We start from the raw sequence: 15,760 nt of genomic DNA, 5'->3' as shown, positions 1-15,760 counted from the left end.
CGTGACATCAATAAATCATCATCATTAGTAACAACCGTAACAACATAACAACATAACAACCTCACCGGATGGCGGCGGACGGGCAAAGTAGCAGTAGAGAGTCGACGTAAAGCCGTGTAGAATCGCCCGGTTTTTATTTTCTGTTTACTTTGTGAGCGTACTAGAATGCAACAACCGCGAATTGGATTCGTCTCCCTCGGCTGCCCAAAAAACCTGGTGGATTCCGAACGTATCCTGACCGAACTGCGCACTGAAGGTTATGATGTAGTGCCAAGTTACGATGATGCCGATATGGTTATCGTCAATACCTGTGGTTTTATCGACAGCGCAGTCCAGGAGTCACTGGAAGCCATCGGTGAAGCGCTGAAAGAAAACGGCAAGGTGATTGTGACCGGTTGCCTGGGTGCTAAAGAAGATCAAATTCGCGAAGTGCACCCAAAGGTTCTGGAAATCACCGGCCCACACAGCTACGAGCAGGTGCTGGAACATGTTCACCACTACGCGCCGAAACCACAGCACAACCCGTTCCTGAGCCTGGTGCCGGAACAGGGCGTTAAGTTGACGCCGCGCCACTACGCCTATCTGAAAATTTCCGAAGGCTGTAACCACCGCTGCGCGTTCTGCATCATTCCATCCATGCGTGGCGATCTGGTTAGCCGTCCAATTGGCGAAGTGCTGGCGGAAGCCAAACGTCTGGTCGATGCGGGTGTAAAAGAGATTCTGGTGATCTCCCAGGACACCTCCGCCTACGGCGTTGACGTCAAGCACCGCACCGGTTTCCACAACGGCGAGCCGGTCAAAACCAGCATGGAAAGCCTGTGCGAGCAGCTGTCTAAGCTCGGCGTTTGGGTGCGTCTGCACTACGTTTACCCGTATCCACACGTGGATAACGTCATCCCGCTGATGGCCGAAGGCAAAATCCTGCCATACCTGGATATTCCGCTGCAGCACGCCAGCCCGCGTATCCTCAAGCTGATGAAACGCCCAGGCTCCGTTGACCGCCAGCTGGCCCGTATCAAACAGTGGCGCGAAATCTGCCCTGAACTGACGCTGCGCTCCACCTTTATCGTCGGCTTCCCGGGCGAAACGGAAGAAGACTTCCAGATGCTGCTCGACTTCCTGAAAGAAGCCCGCCTCGACCGCGTAGGCTGCTTCCAGTACAGCCCGGTTGATGGCGCATCGGCCAACGATCTGCCGGATCAGGTACCAGACGACGTGAAAGAAGATCGCTGGAACCGCTTCATGCAGCTGCAGCAGCAGATTTCCGCCGAGCGCCTGCAGGAAAAAGTGGGCCGCGAAATTCTGGTGATGATTGACGAAGTTGATGAAGAAGGCGCGATTGGCCGCAGCATGGCCGATGCCCCGGAAATCGACGGTGCGGTGTATCTGAATGGCGAAACCAAGATGAAACCGGGTGATGTCGTTCGCGTGAAAGTTGAAAACGCGGACGAATATGACCTGTGGGGTAGCCTGGTTTAAGACGACGCCTCATAACGGTAGGTCAGCTTCTCTGGCCTACCGCTCTACCCGGTAGCGTTATACGTAACCGGGTATTTTCCTCCCTACCCCTTCAGCTTCGGATCCAGCGCATCGCGCAGCCCATCGCCCAGCAGATTAAACGCCAGTACCGTCAGGAAAATCGCCAACGCCGGGAATATCGCGACGTGAGGTGCAATCACCATATCCGCGCGTGCTTCGTTGAGCATCGCACCCCACTCAGGCGTCGGCGGCTGTGCGCCGAGACCGAGAAACGACAGGCTGGCGGCCGAGATTATCGATACGCCAATTCGCATGGTGAAATAGACCACAATCGATGACACCGTACCGGGCAGAATATGCTGGAACAAAATCACCCTATCGCTGGCGCCAATGCTGCGGGCCGATTCGATAAAAGTCTGTTGCTTGAGTACCAGGGTGTTGCCACGTACCAGGCGCGCGAAGGCCGGGACGGAGAAGATTGCCACGGCGATAATCACGTTGGTCATGCCGCTGCCCATAATCGCAACTACCGCAATCGCCAGCAGGATGCCGGGAAAAGCGAACAGGACATCGCAGATACGCATGATGATGCGGTCCCACCAACCTTCGTAGTAGCCCGCTAACAGGCCCAATACCGTACCGATAATCGAACCAATCAAGACGGCAAATACGCCAGCGGTTAGCGAGATTTGCGCCCCGACCAGCACCCGGCTGAAGATATCGCGGCCCAGCGAATCAACGCCAAACCAGTGCATCAGCGACGGGCCTTCGTTCAGGCGGTCGTAGTCAAAATAGTTTTCTGCATCAAACGGCGCAATCCACGGCGCCACCACTGCCACAACAATCAGCAGCAGCACGAAAATACCCGATGCCATAGCAATCGGCTGCTGGCGAAACCGTCGCCAGAACTCGCGCCACGGCGTGCGTTGCTTGCCCGCTTGCATCACCGGCATGGCATTGAGTACCGCCTGTCGACGCCAATTAAATAATCGCACGTTATTTATACCTGATAGCCGGGTTAATGGCGGCGTACAGCACATCCACCACTAAATTGATAAGAATGAACTCCAGCGAAAACAGCAGAACTTCAGCCTGAATGACCGGATAGTCGCGCATCTCCACGGAATCGACCAGCAGGCGTCCAAGCCCCGGCCAGTTGAAGACTTTTTCGACCACAATCGAGCCGCCGAGCAGAAAGCCGAACTGTAGCCCCATCATGGTGACCACCGGGATCATCGCGTTGCGAAGCCCATGCTTGAGCACCACACTTTTCTCACTCACCCCTTTGGCGCGAGCGGTGCGCATATAATCCTCGTTCAGCACGTCAACAAACGAGGCACGGGTAAAGCGCGCCATCACCGAGGCTACGGCAGCCCCCAGCGTTATCGACGGCAGAATGTAGTGCTGCCAGCTGTCGGCACCCACGGTGGGCAACCATCCCAACTCGACGGAAAAAATCTGCATCAGCAGCATCCCAAGCGCGAACGCCGGGAAAGAGATACCGGTGACGGCCAGAGCCATGCCCAGACGATCGGGCCAGCGGTTACGCCAGACGGCAGCGGCGATACCCGCAGCCATCCCAAACAACACCGCCCAGGCCATGCTGGCGAGGGTTAACAGTAAGGTGGGGAGAAAGCGGCTAGCTATCTCTTCTGATACCGGACGACGCGAAACCATTGAGGTGCCAAAATCACCCTGCACGGCGTGGCTGATATAGTGCCAGAACTGCACGTACAGCGGCTGATCCAGCCCCAGTTGCTGACGCACCATCGCAATCACCTGCGCGTCAGCCTCCGGTCCGGCAATCAATCGTGCCGGGTCACCGGGCAGCATATGAACAAATAAAAACACCAGCACGGCCACGATAAACAGCGTGGGAATGAGGCCGAGCAGGCGTTTAATGACATAGTTAAGCATGACTCTCCTTGCCGTGGGCCCCTGCTTCATGGCGAAGCAGGGAAACCGCGCTTACTTCAAATCTGCATCATCAAAGCTAAAACCGGTATCCGGCATAATATAGAATCCGGACAAAGACTTGCTATGTGCCGAGACCAATTTTTCCACCACCAATGGCACCCACGGTGACTCTTTCCAGATAATATCCTGGGCTTCTTTGTACAGCCGCGCTTTTTCTTTACCGTCGGTGGTTTGCAGCGCCGCCGTCAGATCATTATCGACCTGCGGATTGCCGTAAAACGCGGTGTTGAACTGGGTTGGCGGCCAGTTAGCGGAGGCAAACAGTGGCGAAAGCGCCCAGTCGGCCTCGCCGGTCGATGCCGACCAGCCGGTGTAGAACATCCGCACACCGCTCTCTTTCTGCCCCTTGCCTTCCACTTCCGCCGCGCGCTGCCCGGCATCCATCGCCGTCACCTGCGCCTTAATACCGATTTGCGCCAGCTGCTGCTGGGTAAACTGCAGGACTTTTTGCGCAGTGCTGTGGTTGTGTGATGACCACAGGGTGGTGCTAAAGCCGTTCGGGTAGCCCGCCTCTTTTAGCAGCTCGCGCGCTTTAGCCGGATCATACGGCCATGGCTGATACTGCTGCGCGTAGGCGATAGACGGCGGAACCACGCCAGTGGCTGGCGTCGCGTAGCCAGCAAAGGCCACCTTCACCAACGCCTGGCGGTTAATAGCGTAATTGATAGCTTCGCGGACTTTTGGATTATCGAACGGTTTTTGCGTCACGTTCATGCTGATATAGCGCTGCATGATGGACGGGCTGGCCACCAGCTCAAGCTGGCTGTTTTTCGCCAGCAGCGCGGCCTGCTCATAAGGGATCGGGAAAGCAAACTGCGCTTCACCGGTTTGCAGCATCGCCGCACGGGTATTGTTATCGACCACCGGACGCCAGGTAATGGAGTCCAGCTTCGGCAGCCCTTTTTGCCAGTAGTTGGCAAATTTGCTGACCTTCACAAAGTCGGTCTGGTTCCAGGTCTCCAGCTGATACGGCCCGGTTCCCACCGGATGGAAGCCAATTTCATTACCGTATTTTTTCAGCGCTGCGGGCGAAATCATCGCCGTCGCCGGGTGGGCAAGAATATTGATAAACGCCGAGAACGGTTGTTTTAAGGTGATTCTCACCGTGCTGGCGTCCACCGCTTCGGTCTTATCGATATTTTTGTACAGGTTGTAGCGCTTAAGGTGGCTTTCCGGGTTGCTGGCGCGGTCGAGGTTAATCTTCACCGCTTCGGCGTTGAAGTCGGTGCCGTCCTGGAATTTCACCCCCTGACGCAGCTTAACGGTATAGACTTTGCCATCTTCAGAGACGGTGTAGCTTTCCGCCAGCACGTTTTGCAGTTTCATCTCTTTATCCAGGCCAAACAGCCCCTGATAGAAGGATTTAGCCACCGCCTGCGACAGCGTGTCGTTAGCATCATACGGATCCAGGGTGGTGAAGTTGGAACCCACCGCCACCACCACATCTTTTGCCGCGAACGCGGGAGAGGCGGCAAGCGCGGACGCTACCCCCAGTGCAACCAGCCATTTACGTGAAACGCGTTGTGTCATGTTGTCCCCTGCCTGTCGTTTTATTATCAATTGCGACCCGTTATCCATCACGTTAGCGGCGCACAGCCGCCGTGCCTTCCCGTCACTCAAATTATCTCGGGCCTCTCAGCGCACTGCTTGCTGGCTCCCGAGCCACATAATGCCCCGGTGAAACCTGCTGTAAACTCACGGGCTCGACTGCTTCGCCCCGTTTATAGATATTCCCCGGCAGTTCATCGGACAGCAGCACGCGCTGCGGGCGACGATGCGCCGGGTCAGCAACCGGCACGGCGGCCAGCAGCTTGCGGGTATACGGATGCTGCGGGTTTTCAAAGACCGCCCGACGCGGCCCGATTTCAACGATGCGTCCACGGTACATCACCGCCACCCGATGGCTAATGCGTTCGACCACCGCCATGTCATGGGAGATAAACAAAAAGGCGATACCCATTTCCCGCTGCAAGGAGAGCAGCAGGTTGATGACCTGCGCGCGAATTGAAACATCCAGCGCGGAGACGGACTCATCGGCAATCACCACCTTCGGCTCCAGCGCCAACGCACGGGCGATACAGATACGCTGGCGCTGTCCGCCGGAGAACTCATGCGGATAGCGCCACGCATGTTCCGGCAGCAGACCCACGCGTTGCAAAAGCCACTCAACACGCTGTTGGAGCGCCTCACCTTCCAGCACACCGTGAATACGCAGCGGCTCCATAATCGAAAAACCGACCGTATGGCGCGGGTCAAGCGAGGCGTAAGGATCCTGGAAGATAAACTGAATATCACGGCGCAGCGGCTGAAGCTGGTTGGCGGAGAGCGTATCGATGCGCTCACCGTTAAAAGTGATGGTGCCGCTCTGCGACTCCACCAGCCGCAGCAGCGCGCGCCCGGTGGTTGATTTGCCGCAGCCCGACTCGCCGACCAGCGACAACGTCTCCCCCGGCCAGAGATCAAAGCTGACGTTTTCAACCGCATGCACTTCACGGGTCACGCGATTGAGCAGCCCGCCGCGCAGGGGAAAACGCGTCACCAGGTCGCGAACCTGGAGAATCGGTTTACCTTCCACCACCGTATTTTGTCGCTGCGGTTCAATATTTGGCGCATTGAGTTCAGGGAAACTTTTCGGATAATCGCTGCCGCGCATCGCGCCCAGCCGAGGCACCGCCGCCAACAGGCGTTGAGTATAGGCGTGCTGCGGCGCATTAAAGATCTCCTCGACGCTGCCGGTTTCCACCGCTTTGCCCTGATGCATCACCAGCACCCGGTCGGCAATCTCCGCCACTACGCCCATGTCGTGAGTAATAAAAATCACCCCCATCGACATCTCTTTTTGCAGTACGTCGATAAGCTGGAGGATTTGCGCCTGGATGGTGACATCCAGCGCTGTGGTCGGTTCATCGGCAATCAGCACCGCCGGGCGGCACGACAGCGCCATGGCGATCATCACCCGCTGGCGCATCCCGCCGGAGAGCTGATGCGGATAGCGCGAAAGCATGGTCTGCGCTTCGGGAATGCGCACTTTATCGAGCGTTTTTTTCGCCTCAGCCAGCGCCTCTTCGCGCCCAAGCCCCTGGTGCAACCGAATAGACTCGGCAATCTGCTCACCGATGGTAAATACCGGGTTCAGCGAGGTCATCGGCTCCTGGAAAATCATCGCCACATCGGCCCCGCGTATATCGCGCATTTGCGCTGGCGTCTGCTCCTGCAAATCGACAACCTTATGATTGCGACGTCGCAGCAGCATCTGCTCGCAGGACACTTGTCCGCTCGCCTGATCTAACAGACGCATCAGCGCCAATGCCGTCACCGATTTACCCGAACCCGATTCGCCGACAATCGCCAGCGTTTCACCACGGTTAAGATGGAATGAGAGCTGGTGTACGACGCCAACGGACTGCTTATCCTGGCGAAACGCGACGTTCAGATTCTCAATGCTCAGCACCTGCGAATCATCAAGCTCGGCGGAATGCGGCACGGTAACTCCTTTTATTCCTTGTAAATGCCAATAGTCGGGGTATCCCCGGCGTAGGCCCAGGCGCGGTACATACCTTCGCTGTTAAACGGCAGTACCACGTTGCCTTCGCGGTCAATGGCGATAAGCCCGCCGCTGCCACCGAGTGCCGGGAGTTTTTCCATCACCACGCGCTCGCAGGCTTCGAGCAGGCTAAGATTTCCGTAGTCCATTAACGCGGCGATATCATAGGCCGCCAGCGTACGGATAAATACTTCACCGGTACCGGTACAGGAGACGGCGACGCTGGCGTTATTGGCGTAGCATCCCGCCCCCACCAGCGGGCTATCACCGACTCGGCCGGGCAGTTTATTGGTCATGCCACCGGTAGACGTGGCGGCCGCCAGGTTGCCGTTAAAATCCAACGCCACGGCGCCGACGGTGCCCATTTTTTGGCGTTCGTCGAGCGGCGCATCGTGGTCGAGAATAAACTCGCCTTGGCTACGCGCCTCCAGCAGTTGCTGGAAACGCATATCGGTAGAGAACAGGGAATTATTCACCAGTTCCATACCTTCAGCCCCGGCAAAGGCTTCCGCGCCTTCGCCAATCAGCATGACGTGCGGGCTCTTGTCCAACACCAGCCGGGCTGCCAACACCGGGTTACGCAGGTGTTTCACTCCGGCAACGGCCCCCGCTTGCAGCGAATTGCCGTCCATCACGCAGGCGTCGAGTTCGTGGGTTTCCGCCGCGGTGAAAACAGAACCGATGCCGGCGTTAAACAGCGGGCACTCTTCCAGCAGGCGCACCGCCTCGGTGACCGCATCCAGCGCACTGGCGCCGGCTTCCAGCATTTTCTGCCCGCTTTCGACGATGTCCGACAGCGCCGTCACGTATTCGTGCTCTTTTTGCGCTGACATCTGCTGGCGACTTATCGCCCCGGCTCCGCCGTGAATCGCAATGACTGCCTTGCCCATTAGTTATCCCTTACGTCATTTTATTTATAAATATCATTATAGTGGCTCTGCTCCTATATCAATTTTGAATATAGAAAGAGCATCTGGAAATCAGGACGTCCAGATTTCTGGCATAACAAGGTACACCACAGGTGGCATACAGTCTGCGGGGCTTTTCTGCCATAATGTGCGCATTCGAACGTTCCCCCCAGGAGTTTAGCCATGGATTTTACCGCCGGATTGATACCGCTTGATACCGCGCTGACGCAGATGCTTAACCAGATAACCCCGCTGCATGACAGCGAATCGGTGCCGCTGCTGCAAGCGTTTGGCCGCATTACCGCCAGCGATATCTCCTCTCCACTGGACGTACCGGGTTTTGATAACTCGGCGATGGATGGCTATGCGGTACGTCTGGCCGATATCGCGGCGCAAACGCCGCTGGCGGTCGCCGGAAAAGCCTTCGCCGGGCAGCCGTTCCACGGTGAATGGCCAGCGGGTACCTGTATTCGTATTATGACCGGTGCGCCGGTTCCGGCAGGCTGCGACGCGGTGGTGATGCAGGAAGAGACCGAGCAAACCGATGCCGGTATCCGTTTTATTGCCAACGTGAAAGCGGGGCAAAATATTCGCCTCCGTGGGGAAGACATTGCCAACGGTGCGGTGGTGTTCCCTGCCGGAACGCGCCTGACGGTGGCCGAATTACCGGTGCTGGCTTCGCTGGGCATCGCGGAAGTTAGCGTAGTGCGCAAAATCCGCGTCGCGCTGTTCTCTACCGGCGATGAGCTCCAGCTCCCTGGCCAGCCGCTGGGCGATGGGCAAATCTACGATACCAACCGTCTGGCGGTGCATCTGATGCTCGAGCAGCTCGGTTGTGAAGTCATTAACCTCGGCATTATTCGCGATGACCCGGAACAGCTGCGCCAGACCTTTATCGAGGCCGACCAGCAGGCCGACGTGGTGATAAGCTCCGGCGGTGTTTCCGTTGGCGAAGCGGACTACACCAAAACTATCCTCGATGAACTGGGCGAAATCAGCTTCTGGAAGCTGGCGATTAAACCGGGTAAACCGTTCGCCTTCGGCAAGCTGAGTAAAAGCTGGTTCTGCGGTCTGCCGGGCAACCCGGTCTCTGCCGCATTAACCTTCTATCAGCTGGTGCAGCCGCTGCTGGCAAAACTAAGCGCCGGTAGCGCCGCCACTCAGGCACCGCGCCTACGCGTGCGTACCACCGATGTGCTGAAGAAATCCCCAGGGCGTCTCGACTTCCAGCGCGGTCTGTTGACCCGCAATGAAAACGGTGAACTCACCGTCGCCACCACCGGCCATCAGGGCTCGCACATTTTCAGCTCCTTTAGCCAGGGCAACTGTTTTATCGTGCTGGAGCGCGAACGCGGTCGCGTGGAAGCGGGTGAATGGGTTGAAGTTGAGCCGTTCAACCATCTGCTGGGTGGCCTGTAATGGCCGTAGAACTCAGCGATAGCGAGATGCTGCGCTACAACCGGCAAATCATCCTGCGCGACTTTGATTTCGACGGCCAGGAAGCGCTGAAAGCCTCGCGCGTGCTGGTTGTCGGGCTTGGCGGTTTAGGCTGCGCGGCGACGCAGTATCTGGCTGCGGCAGGCGTGGGCAAGATGACGCTGCTGGATTTCGACACCGTCGCGCTCTCCAACCTACAGCGGCAGACCCTGCACAGCAATGCCACTATTGGTCAGCCGAAGGTGGACTCGGCCCGTGAGGCGCTGGCGCGGATTAACCCGCACGTTGAGCTGGTTCCCCTCAACGCACTGCTCGAGGAAGAGGCGCTGTCGGCGCTGATTGCTGAGCATGATTTAGTGCTCGACTGTACCGATAACGTCACCATCCGCAACCAGCTTAATAGCGGCTGTTTCCAGCATAAGACGCCATTGGTCTCCGGGGCGGCGATTCGTATGGAAGGACAGATTTCGGTCTTTACCTATCAGCCCGGCGAACCTTGCTATCGCTGCCTGAGCCGTCTGTTCGGTGAGAATGCATTAACCTGCGTCGAAGCGGGCGTGATGTCGCCGTTGGTCGGGGTGATTGGCGCGATGCAGGCGATGGAAGCGATTAAAGTGCTGACTCATTACGGCACGCCAGCGGCGGGGAAACTGGTGATGTATGACGCAATGCGCTGCCAGTTTCGCGAGATGAAGTTAATGCGTAATCCCACCTGCGAAGTGTGCGGCTAGCCTTCGGCCTAACAACACTCTTTCCCTCTCCTTTACGGAGAGGGAAACCGAATTCGCTTACAGCGACGTACGGCCAAACGCCGTTTGCCAATCCTGTTCAAACTTCGCCACCGCCGCGTCTACCGCCGGGCTGCTGATTAACTGCTGCGCGACATCCAGCGGCAGCGTAATCGACTGACAGCCCGCCAACAGGCAATCCAGCGCCTGACGTGGGGTTTTAAAGCTCGCGGCCAGCACTTTTGCCTGCGGCGCATGCAGAGTCAGCAGATCCTGCAATTCACAAACGGTCTGAATACCGTTGCCGCCCTGCGCATCGACGCGATTGACATACGGCGCCACATATTCTGCCCCCGCCAGCGCGGAGAGTAGCCCCTGCGACGCGCCGTACACCGCGGTGCCCAGGGTCGGAATCCCTTCGGCGGTAAGCAATTTAATCGCCGCCAGCCCTTCAGCCGTTACCGGAATTTTCACCACCAGATCGGGAATAATCGCCCGCAGCTTGTGCGCATCGGCCACCATGCCGTCGGCGGTGGTCGCCATCACCTGGGCAAATAAACGCCCTTTGCCGCCCATGGCATCGAGTAACTCCGGCAGCAACGCATCCAGCGGTTTTTTACCCGCCGCAACAATACTCGGGTTTGTCGTTACGCCCGCCAGCGGAAATACGCGCGCCAGCTTCTTTACCGCCGCGACGTCTGAAGTGTCGAGATAGAGTTCCATGATGTGTCCTTAAACCGTGATATTGAGCATGGAATAACACTACCACAGCAAAACCTCGGCTTAAGTTGACGCACGTCAAAATAACTTTCATTCGAAAGTAATTTAATCTTTATACGAAAGAAGAGGGCTATCTATGATTTTCAACATTCAGCGCTATTCCACCCACGATGGTCCAGGCATCCGCACCGTTGTCTTCCTGAAAGGCTGCTCGCTCGGCTGCCGCTGGTGCCAGAATCCGGAAAGCCGCGCCCGGGAACAGGATCTCCTGTTCGACCCGCGCCTGTGTCTTGACGGCTGCGACCTGTGCCAAAAAGCTGCCCCGGCGGTGATTGAACGGGTCATTAGCGGGCTGGTTATCCATCGGGAAAAGCTGAATGACGATTCGCTCCGTGCCCTCAACGATTGTTGCCCAACCCAGGCGTTAACCGTCTGCGGTGAGGAAAAATCTGCCGACGAGATTATAGCTACCGTACTGCGCGACAAGCCGTTCTACGAACGCAGCGGCGGCGGTATGACGTTGTCCGGCGGCGAACCGTTTATGAATCCGGAACTGGCGCTGCAACTGCTTAAAAGCGCGCATGAAAACGGTATCCACACGGCGGTGGAAACCTGTCTGCACGTGCCGTGGCGTTATCTGGAACCAGCGCTGCCGTATATCGACCTGTTTCTCGCCGACTTAAAACACGTGGATGACGCGCGCTTTAAAGAGTGGACCGATGGGTCTGCCAAACGCGTGCTCGATAATCTCAAGCGCCTGTCCGCCGCCGGGAAACAGATAACCCTGCGCGTCCCGCTGATTCAGGGCTTTAACGCCGACGAAGCGTCGATTAAAGCGATTACCGATTTTGCCGCCGGGCAGCTTACTGGCGTGCGCGATATTCATTTTCTGCCGTACCACACGCTGGGCATCAATAAGTATGCGCTGCTCGGCCAACCCTACTTTGCACCCGATAAGCCGCTCAACGACCCAGCGCTGTTGGATTTCGCCCAACGGTACGCTCATGAACATGGGTTAACGGCGACACTACGAGGATAAAACTGATGACCACGCTGACTCTCGATAAATTAACCGCCCGCATTCAGGCCCACAAAAACGCGCTGGTGCATATCGTTAAGCCGCCGGTGTGTACCGAACGCGCGCGCCACTATACCGAAGCCTACCAGCAGCACATGGATAAACCGATCCCGGTGCGTCGCGCGCTGGCGCTGGCCCATCACCTGGCAGAACGCACCATCTGGATAAAACACGACGAGCTGATTATCGGTAACCAGGCCAGCGAAGTTCGCGCAGCGCCGATCTTCCCGGAATATACCGTTAGCTGGATTGAGAAAGAGATCGATGATTTAGCCGATCGTCCCGGTGCAGGCTTTGCAGTCAGCGAAGAGAACAAGCGTGTGCTGCATGAAGTGTGCCCGTGGTGGCGCGGCCAGACCGTGCAGGACCGCTGCTACGGGATGTTTACCGACGAACAAAAAGCGCTGCTGGCCACCGGGATCATCAAAGCCGAAGGCAATATGACCTCCGGCGATGCCCACCTGGCGGTTAACTTCCCGCTGCTGCTGGAGAAAGGTCTCGACGGCATGCGCGCTAAAGTTGCCGAACGCCGCACCCGCATTAACCTGACGGTGCTGGACGACCTGCACGGCGACCAGTTCCTGAAAGCGATTGATATCGTGCTCGATGCGGTCAGCCTGCACATCCTGCGCTTCGCCGAGCTGGCGCGCCAAATGGCCGCCGAAGAGATCCGTGAAAGCCGCCGTGACGAACTGCTGGCGATGGCGGACAACTGCGATGTGATTGCCCATCAGCCGCCAAAAACCTTCTGGCAGGCGCTACAGCTGTGCTATTTCATCCAGTTGATTCTGCAAATTGAGTCCAACGGCCACTCGGTATCGTTCGCCCGTATGGACCAGTATCTGTACCCGTTCTACCGCCGAGACGTTGAGCTTGAGCAGTCGCTGGGCCGTGAACAGGCCATTGAGCTGCTGCACAGCTGCTGGCTGAAGTTACTGGAAGTGAACAAAATTCGCTCCGGTTCACACTCAAAAGCCTCTGCCGGCAGCCCGCTGTATCAAAACGTCACCATCGGTGGACAGAAACTGGTTAACGGCGAAGCGCAGGACGCGGTTAACCCACTCTCCTACGCAATTCTCGAATCCTGCGGCCGTCTGCGCTCCACCCAACCAAACCTGAGCGTGCGCTACCATGCAGGGATGAGCAATGACTTCCTCGACGCCTGCGTGCAGGTGATCCGCTGCGGCTTCGGGATGCCGGCCTTTAACAACGATGAAATCGTCATTCCTGAATTCATCAAGCTGGGCGTTGAACCTGACGACGCTTACGACTATGCGGCAATTGGCTGCATCGAAACCGCCGTCGGCGGTAAGTGGGGCTACCGCTGCACCGGTATGAGCTTTATCAACTTTGCCCGCGTGATGCTGGCGGCAATGGAAGGCGGTCGCGACGCCACCAGCGGACAAGTATTCCTGCCGCAGGAACATGCGCTGTCGAAGGGCAACTTTACCCACTTCGATCAGATGCTCGCCGATTGGGATACCCAGATTCGCTACTACACCCGTAAATCGATTGAGATTGAATACGTCGTCGACACCATGCTGGAAGAAAACGTACACGATATTCTCTGTTCAGCGCTGGTGGATGACTGCATTGAGCGGGCAAAAAGCATCAAGCAAGGTGGCGCGAAGTACGACTGGGTTTCCGGCCTGCAGGTAGGTATAGCCAACCTCGGCAACAGCCTGGCGGCGGTGAAAAAGCTGGTCTTCGACCAGGGAATTATTGGTCAGCAGGAACTGGCGAAAGCGCTGGCGGAAGATTATGACGGCCTGACTCACGAGCAGCTGCGTCAGCGCTTAATTAACGGCGCGCCGAAATACGGTAACGATGATGACAGCGTCGATACTCTGCTGGCTCGCGCTTACCAGACCTATATCGACGAGCTGAAGCAGTATCACAACCCGCGCTACGGCCGAGGCCCGATTGGCGGCAACTACTACGCCGGTACTTCGTCCATTTCGGCCAACGTGCCGTTTGGCGCGCAGACCATGGCGACGCCGGACGGACGCAAAGCGAAAACCCCGCTGGCGGAAGGCGCAAGCCCGGCCTCTGGCACCGATCACCTCGGCCCAACGGCGGTGATAAGCTCCGTCGGTAAGCTGCCCACTTCAGCGATTCTCGGCGGCGTGCTGTTAAACCAGAAGCTGAACCCGGCAACGCTGGAAAACGAAAGCGATAAGCAGAAGCTGATGGCGCTGCTGCGCACCTTCTTCGAGGTACACAAAGGCTGGCACATTCAGTACAACATCGTGTCGCGCGAAACGCTGCTTGAGGCGAAGAAGCATCCGGACCAGTACCGCGATCTGGTGGTCCGCGTCGCCGGGTATTCCGCCTTCTTTACCGCACTGTCACCGGATGCCCAGGACGATATCATCGCCCGTACCGAGCATACGTTGTAATTCTTAACGCCCTATTGCCCTCTCCTTTCCCGGGAGAGGGTTCTATGCGCCCCGCCTGTCTTTCGAATGAAATTAAATTTGTGCTTTAGCTCACATTGTAATTAAATTGCTGCTGGCCGGATTTACCCCAGGAGCATCCCGTATGACCGTTAAAGTTATCGTCACAGACATGGACGGAACTTTTCTTAATGACGCTAAGACCTACGACCGTTCACGGTTTCTGGCGCAGTTTGAACAGCTTCAACAACGTGGCATTGAATTCGTCGTCGCCAGCGGCAACCAGTATTATCAGCTCATTACCTTCTTCCCTGAGATCCGCGATCGCATCTCCTTTGTCGCTGAAAATGGCGCGCTGGTCTACGAACACGGCCAGGAACTGTTCCACGGCGAGCTGACCCGCCACGAGTCACAAACGGTGTTCACCGAATTACTCAAAGATCCTCAGCTGAAATTTGTCGCCTGCGGGCTGGAAAGCGCCTACATCAGCGACAGCGCGCCGGACGACCTCGTGGCGCTGATGTCGAAGCACTACTACCGTTTAAAACGCGTAGCTAACTACCACGATATTGACGACAAAATTTTTAAATTCTCGCTGAATCTGCCGGACAGTGAGATCCCTGAGCTGGTTGATAAACTGCACGTCTCGCTCAACGGCATCATGAAACCAGTGACCAGCGGTTTTGGCTTTGTTGACCTGATAATTCCCGGCCTGCATAAAGCCAACGGTATCAGCCGCCTGCTTAAACGCTGGCAGGTCTCGCCACAGGAATGCGTGGCGATTGGCGACAGCGGCAACGACGCGGAAATGCTTAAGCTGGTGAAATATGCCTTCGCCATGGACAACGCCGCCGAGAATATTAAAGCCATTGCCGGGTATCGGACCGACGACAACAACCACGATGGCGCGCTGAACGTCATTCAGGCCGTGCTGGACGGCACCACGCCCTTCTGATTTTCTCCCTCTGTAGGTCTGATAAGCGCCGCGTCACCTGACGCATCGGCGCACCGCTGTCGGATGGCGGCTTTGCCTTATCCGACAGACATTTGCCATACCGCGACATAAACCGTAGATCTGATAAGCGTAGGTCTGATAAGCGCAGCGCCATCTGACGCATCGGCGCACCGCTGTCGGATGGCGGCTTTGCCTTATCCGACCGACAGACATTTGCCGTAGCGCGACAATAACCATAGGTCTGATAAGCGTAGCGCCATCAGACGCATCGGCTCACCGCTGTCGGATGGCGGCTTTGCCTTATCCGGCCGACAGACATTTGCCATACCGCGACATTAACCGTAGGTCTGATAAGCGCAGCGCCATCTGACGCATCGGCGCACCGCTGCCGGATGGCGGCTTTGCCTTATCCGACCTACAGACATTTGCCATACCGCGACATAAACCGTAGGTCTGATAAGCACAGCGCCATCTGACGCACCGCCGCACCGCTGTCGGATGGCGGCTTTGCCTTATCCGACCTACATCAGAAAAATCG

13 protein-coding genes are annotated in these 15,760 nt (G+C 57.1%); 6 read left to right on the top strand and 7 right to left on the bottom strand.

The features are described 5' to 3' along the window. Positions 1-165 precede the first annotated feature (165 nt). A complete protein-coding gene (gene rimO / locus ABOC97_RS04915) occupies positions 166-1,479 on the top strand; it encodes a 30S ribosomal protein S12 methylthiotransferase RimO (RefSeq protein WP_349594706.1) in 1,314 nt (437 codons plus the stop codon). Positions 1,480-1,562: 83 nt separating this feature from the next. On the opposite strand, the gene gsiD is transcribed toward rimO, so the two are convergent. The 5 genes from gsiD to iaaA all read right to left on the bottom strand — a co-directional run bounded on the left by gsiD (position 1,563) and on the right by iaaA (position 7,890). Next, complete coding sequence (gsiD, locus tag ABOC97_RS04910; protein ID WP_349594704.1) at positions 1,563-2,474, bottom strand: glutathione ABC transporter permease GsiD; 912 nt, start codon at positions 2,472-2,474, stop codon at positions 1,563-1,565. Between the two features lies 1 nt (position 2,475). Then, complete coding sequence (gsiC, locus tag ABOC97_RS04905) at positions 2,476-3,396, bottom strand: glutathione ABC transporter permease GsiC (RefSeq protein ID WP_349594702.1); 921 nt, start codon at positions 3,394-3,396, stop codon at positions 2,476-2,478. A gap of 51 nt (positions 3,397-3,447) precedes the next feature. Beyond that, positions 3,448-4,986, bottom strand: coding sequence for a glutathione ABC transporter substrate-binding protein GsiB (gene gsiB, locus ABOC97_RS04900; RefSeq protein ID WP_349594700.1), 1,539 nt, complete (start codon positions 4,984-4,986; stop codon positions 3,448-3,450). A gap of 91 nt (positions 4,987-5,077) precedes the next feature. Continuing rightward, positions 5,078-6,940, bottom strand: coding sequence for a glutathione ABC transporter ATP-binding protein GsiA (gene gsiA / locus ABOC97_RS04895; protein ID WP_349594698.1), 1,863 nt, complete (start codon positions 6,938-6,940; stop codon positions 5,078-5,080). Positions 6,941-6,951: 11 nt separating this feature from the next. Next, complete coding sequence (gene iaaA / locus ABOC97_RS04890) at positions 6,952-7,890, bottom strand: beta-aspartyl-peptidase (protein ID WP_349594696.1); 939 nt, start codon at positions 7,888-7,890, stop codon at positions 6,952-6,954. 201 nt (positions 7,891-8,091) lie between these two features. Between iaaA and moeA the strand changes: the two genes are divergently transcribed. Continuing rightward, positions 8,092-9,327 (top strand): molybdopterin molybdotransferase MoeA, encoded by a 1,236-nt coding sequence (moeA, locus tag ABOC97_RS04885; RefSeq protein WP_349594694.1) that lies wholly within the window; start codon positions 8,092-8,094, stop codon positions 9,325-9,327. Next, a complete protein-coding gene (gene moeB / locus ABOC97_RS04880) occupies positions 9,327-10,076 on the top strand; it encodes a molybdopterin-synthase adenylyltransferase MoeB (RefSeq protein WP_349594692.1) in 750 nt (249 codons plus the stop codon). Before moeA ends, moeB begins: the two co-directional genes overlap by 1 nt. 57 nt (positions 10,077-10,133) lie before the next feature. Here the strand turns inward: moeB and fsa are convergent, their stop codons facing one another. Continuing rightward, positions 10,134-10,796, bottom strand: coding sequence for a fructose-6-phosphate aldolase (gene fsa / locus ABOC97_RS04875; protein WP_349594690.1), 663 nt, complete (start codon positions 10,794-10,796; stop codon positions 10,134-10,136). A gap of 133 nt (positions 10,797-10,929) precedes the next feature. Here fsa and ABOC97_RS04870 point away from each other — a divergent pair, with 133 nt between their 5' ends. From ABOC97_RS04870 to ABOC97_RS04860, 3 genes are all read left to right on the top strand, one after another. Beyond that, complete coding sequence (locus tag ABOC97_RS04870) at positions 10,930-11,832, top strand: glycyl-radical enzyme activating protein (protein WP_349594688.1); 903 nt, start codon at positions 10,930-10,932, stop codon at positions 11,830-11,832. A 5-nt stretch (positions 11,833-11,837) separates the two neighbouring features. Next, a complete protein-coding gene (locus tag ABOC97_RS04865) occupies positions 11,838-14,270 on the top strand; it encodes a formate C-acetyltransferase/glycerol dehydratase family glycyl radical enzyme (RefSeq protein ID WP_349594686.1) in 2,433 nt (810 codons plus the stop codon). A 142-nt stretch (positions 14,271-14,412) separates the two neighbouring features. Further along, positions 14,413-15,222 carry a Cof-type HAD-IIB family hydrolase gene (locus ABOC97_RS04860; RefSeq protein ID WP_349594684.1) on the top strand — a complete coding sequence of 270 codons (810 nt, stop codon included), beginning with the start codon at positions 14,413-14,415 and terminating at the stop codon, positions 15,220-15,222. 194 nt (positions 15,223-15,416) lie between these two features. On the opposite strand, the gene ABOC97_RS04855 is transcribed toward ABOC97_RS04860, so the two are convergent. After that, positions 15,417-15,548 carry a hypothetical protein gene (locus ABOC97_RS04855; RefSeq protein ID WP_349594682.1) on the bottom strand — a complete coding sequence of 44 codons (132 nt, stop codon included), beginning with the start codon at positions 15,546-15,548 and terminating at the stop codon, positions 15,417-15,419. Between the last annotated feature and the right edge of the window lie 212 nt (positions 15,549-15,760).

Source organism: Kluyvera huaxiensis (genome assembly GCF_040149365.1).
Taxonomy (GTDB): domain Bacteria; phylum Pseudomonadota; class Gammaproteobacteria; order Enterobacterales; family Enterobacteriaceae; genus Kluyvera; species Kluyvera intermedia_A.
Note: the sequence above shows the minus strand (reverse complement) of the source record. Positions and strands in the feature narration are given on the sequence as shown.

What these genes read in the sequence shown, in the direction of transcription:
- rimO (WP_349594706.1), top strand. Translation starts at nt 166, where the DNA reads ATGCAACAACCGCGAATTGGATTCGTCTCCCTCGGCTGCCCAAAAAAC.
- gsiC (WP_349594702.1), bottom strand. Translation starts at nt 3,396, where the DNA reads ATGCTTAACTATGTCATTAAACGCCTGCTCGGCCTCATTCCCACGCTG.
- gsiB (WP_349594700.1), bottom strand. Translation starts at nt 4,986, where the DNA reads ATGACACAACGCGTTTCACGTAAATGGCTGGTTGCACTGGGGGTAGCG.
- iaaA (WP_349594696.1), bottom strand. Translation starts at nt 7,890, where the DNA reads ATGGGCAAGGCAGTCATTGCGATTCACGGCGGAGCCGGGGCGATAAGT.
- moeA (WP_349594694.1), top strand. Translation starts at nt 8,092, where the DNA reads ATGGATTTTACCGCCGGATTGATACCGCTTGATACCGCGCTGACGCAG.
- moeB (WP_349594692.1), top strand. Translation starts at nt 9,327, where the DNA reads ATGGCCGTAGAACTCAGCGATAGCGAGATGCTGCGCTACAACCGGCAA.
- fsa (WP_349594690.1), bottom strand. Translation starts at nt 10,796, where the DNA reads ATGGAACTCTATCTCGACACTTCAGACGTCGCGGCGGTAAAGAAGCTG.
- ABOC97_RS04870 (WP_349594688.1), top strand. Translation starts at nt 10,930, where the DNA reads ATGATTTTCAACATTCAGCGCTATTCCACCCACGATGGTCCAGGCATC.
- ABOC97_RS04865 (WP_349594686.1), top strand. Translation starts at nt 11,838, where the DNA reads ATGACCACGCTGACTCTCGATAAATTAACCGCCCGCATTCAGGCCCAC.
- ABOC97_RS04860 (WP_349594684.1), top strand. Translation starts at nt 14,413, where the DNA reads ATGACCGTTAAAGTTATCGTCACAGACATGGACGGAACTTTTCTTAAT.
- ABOC97_RS04855 (WP_349594682.1), bottom strand. Translation starts at nt 15,548, where the DNA reads ATGGCAAATGTCTGTCGGCCGGATAAGGCAAAGCCGCCATCCGACAGC.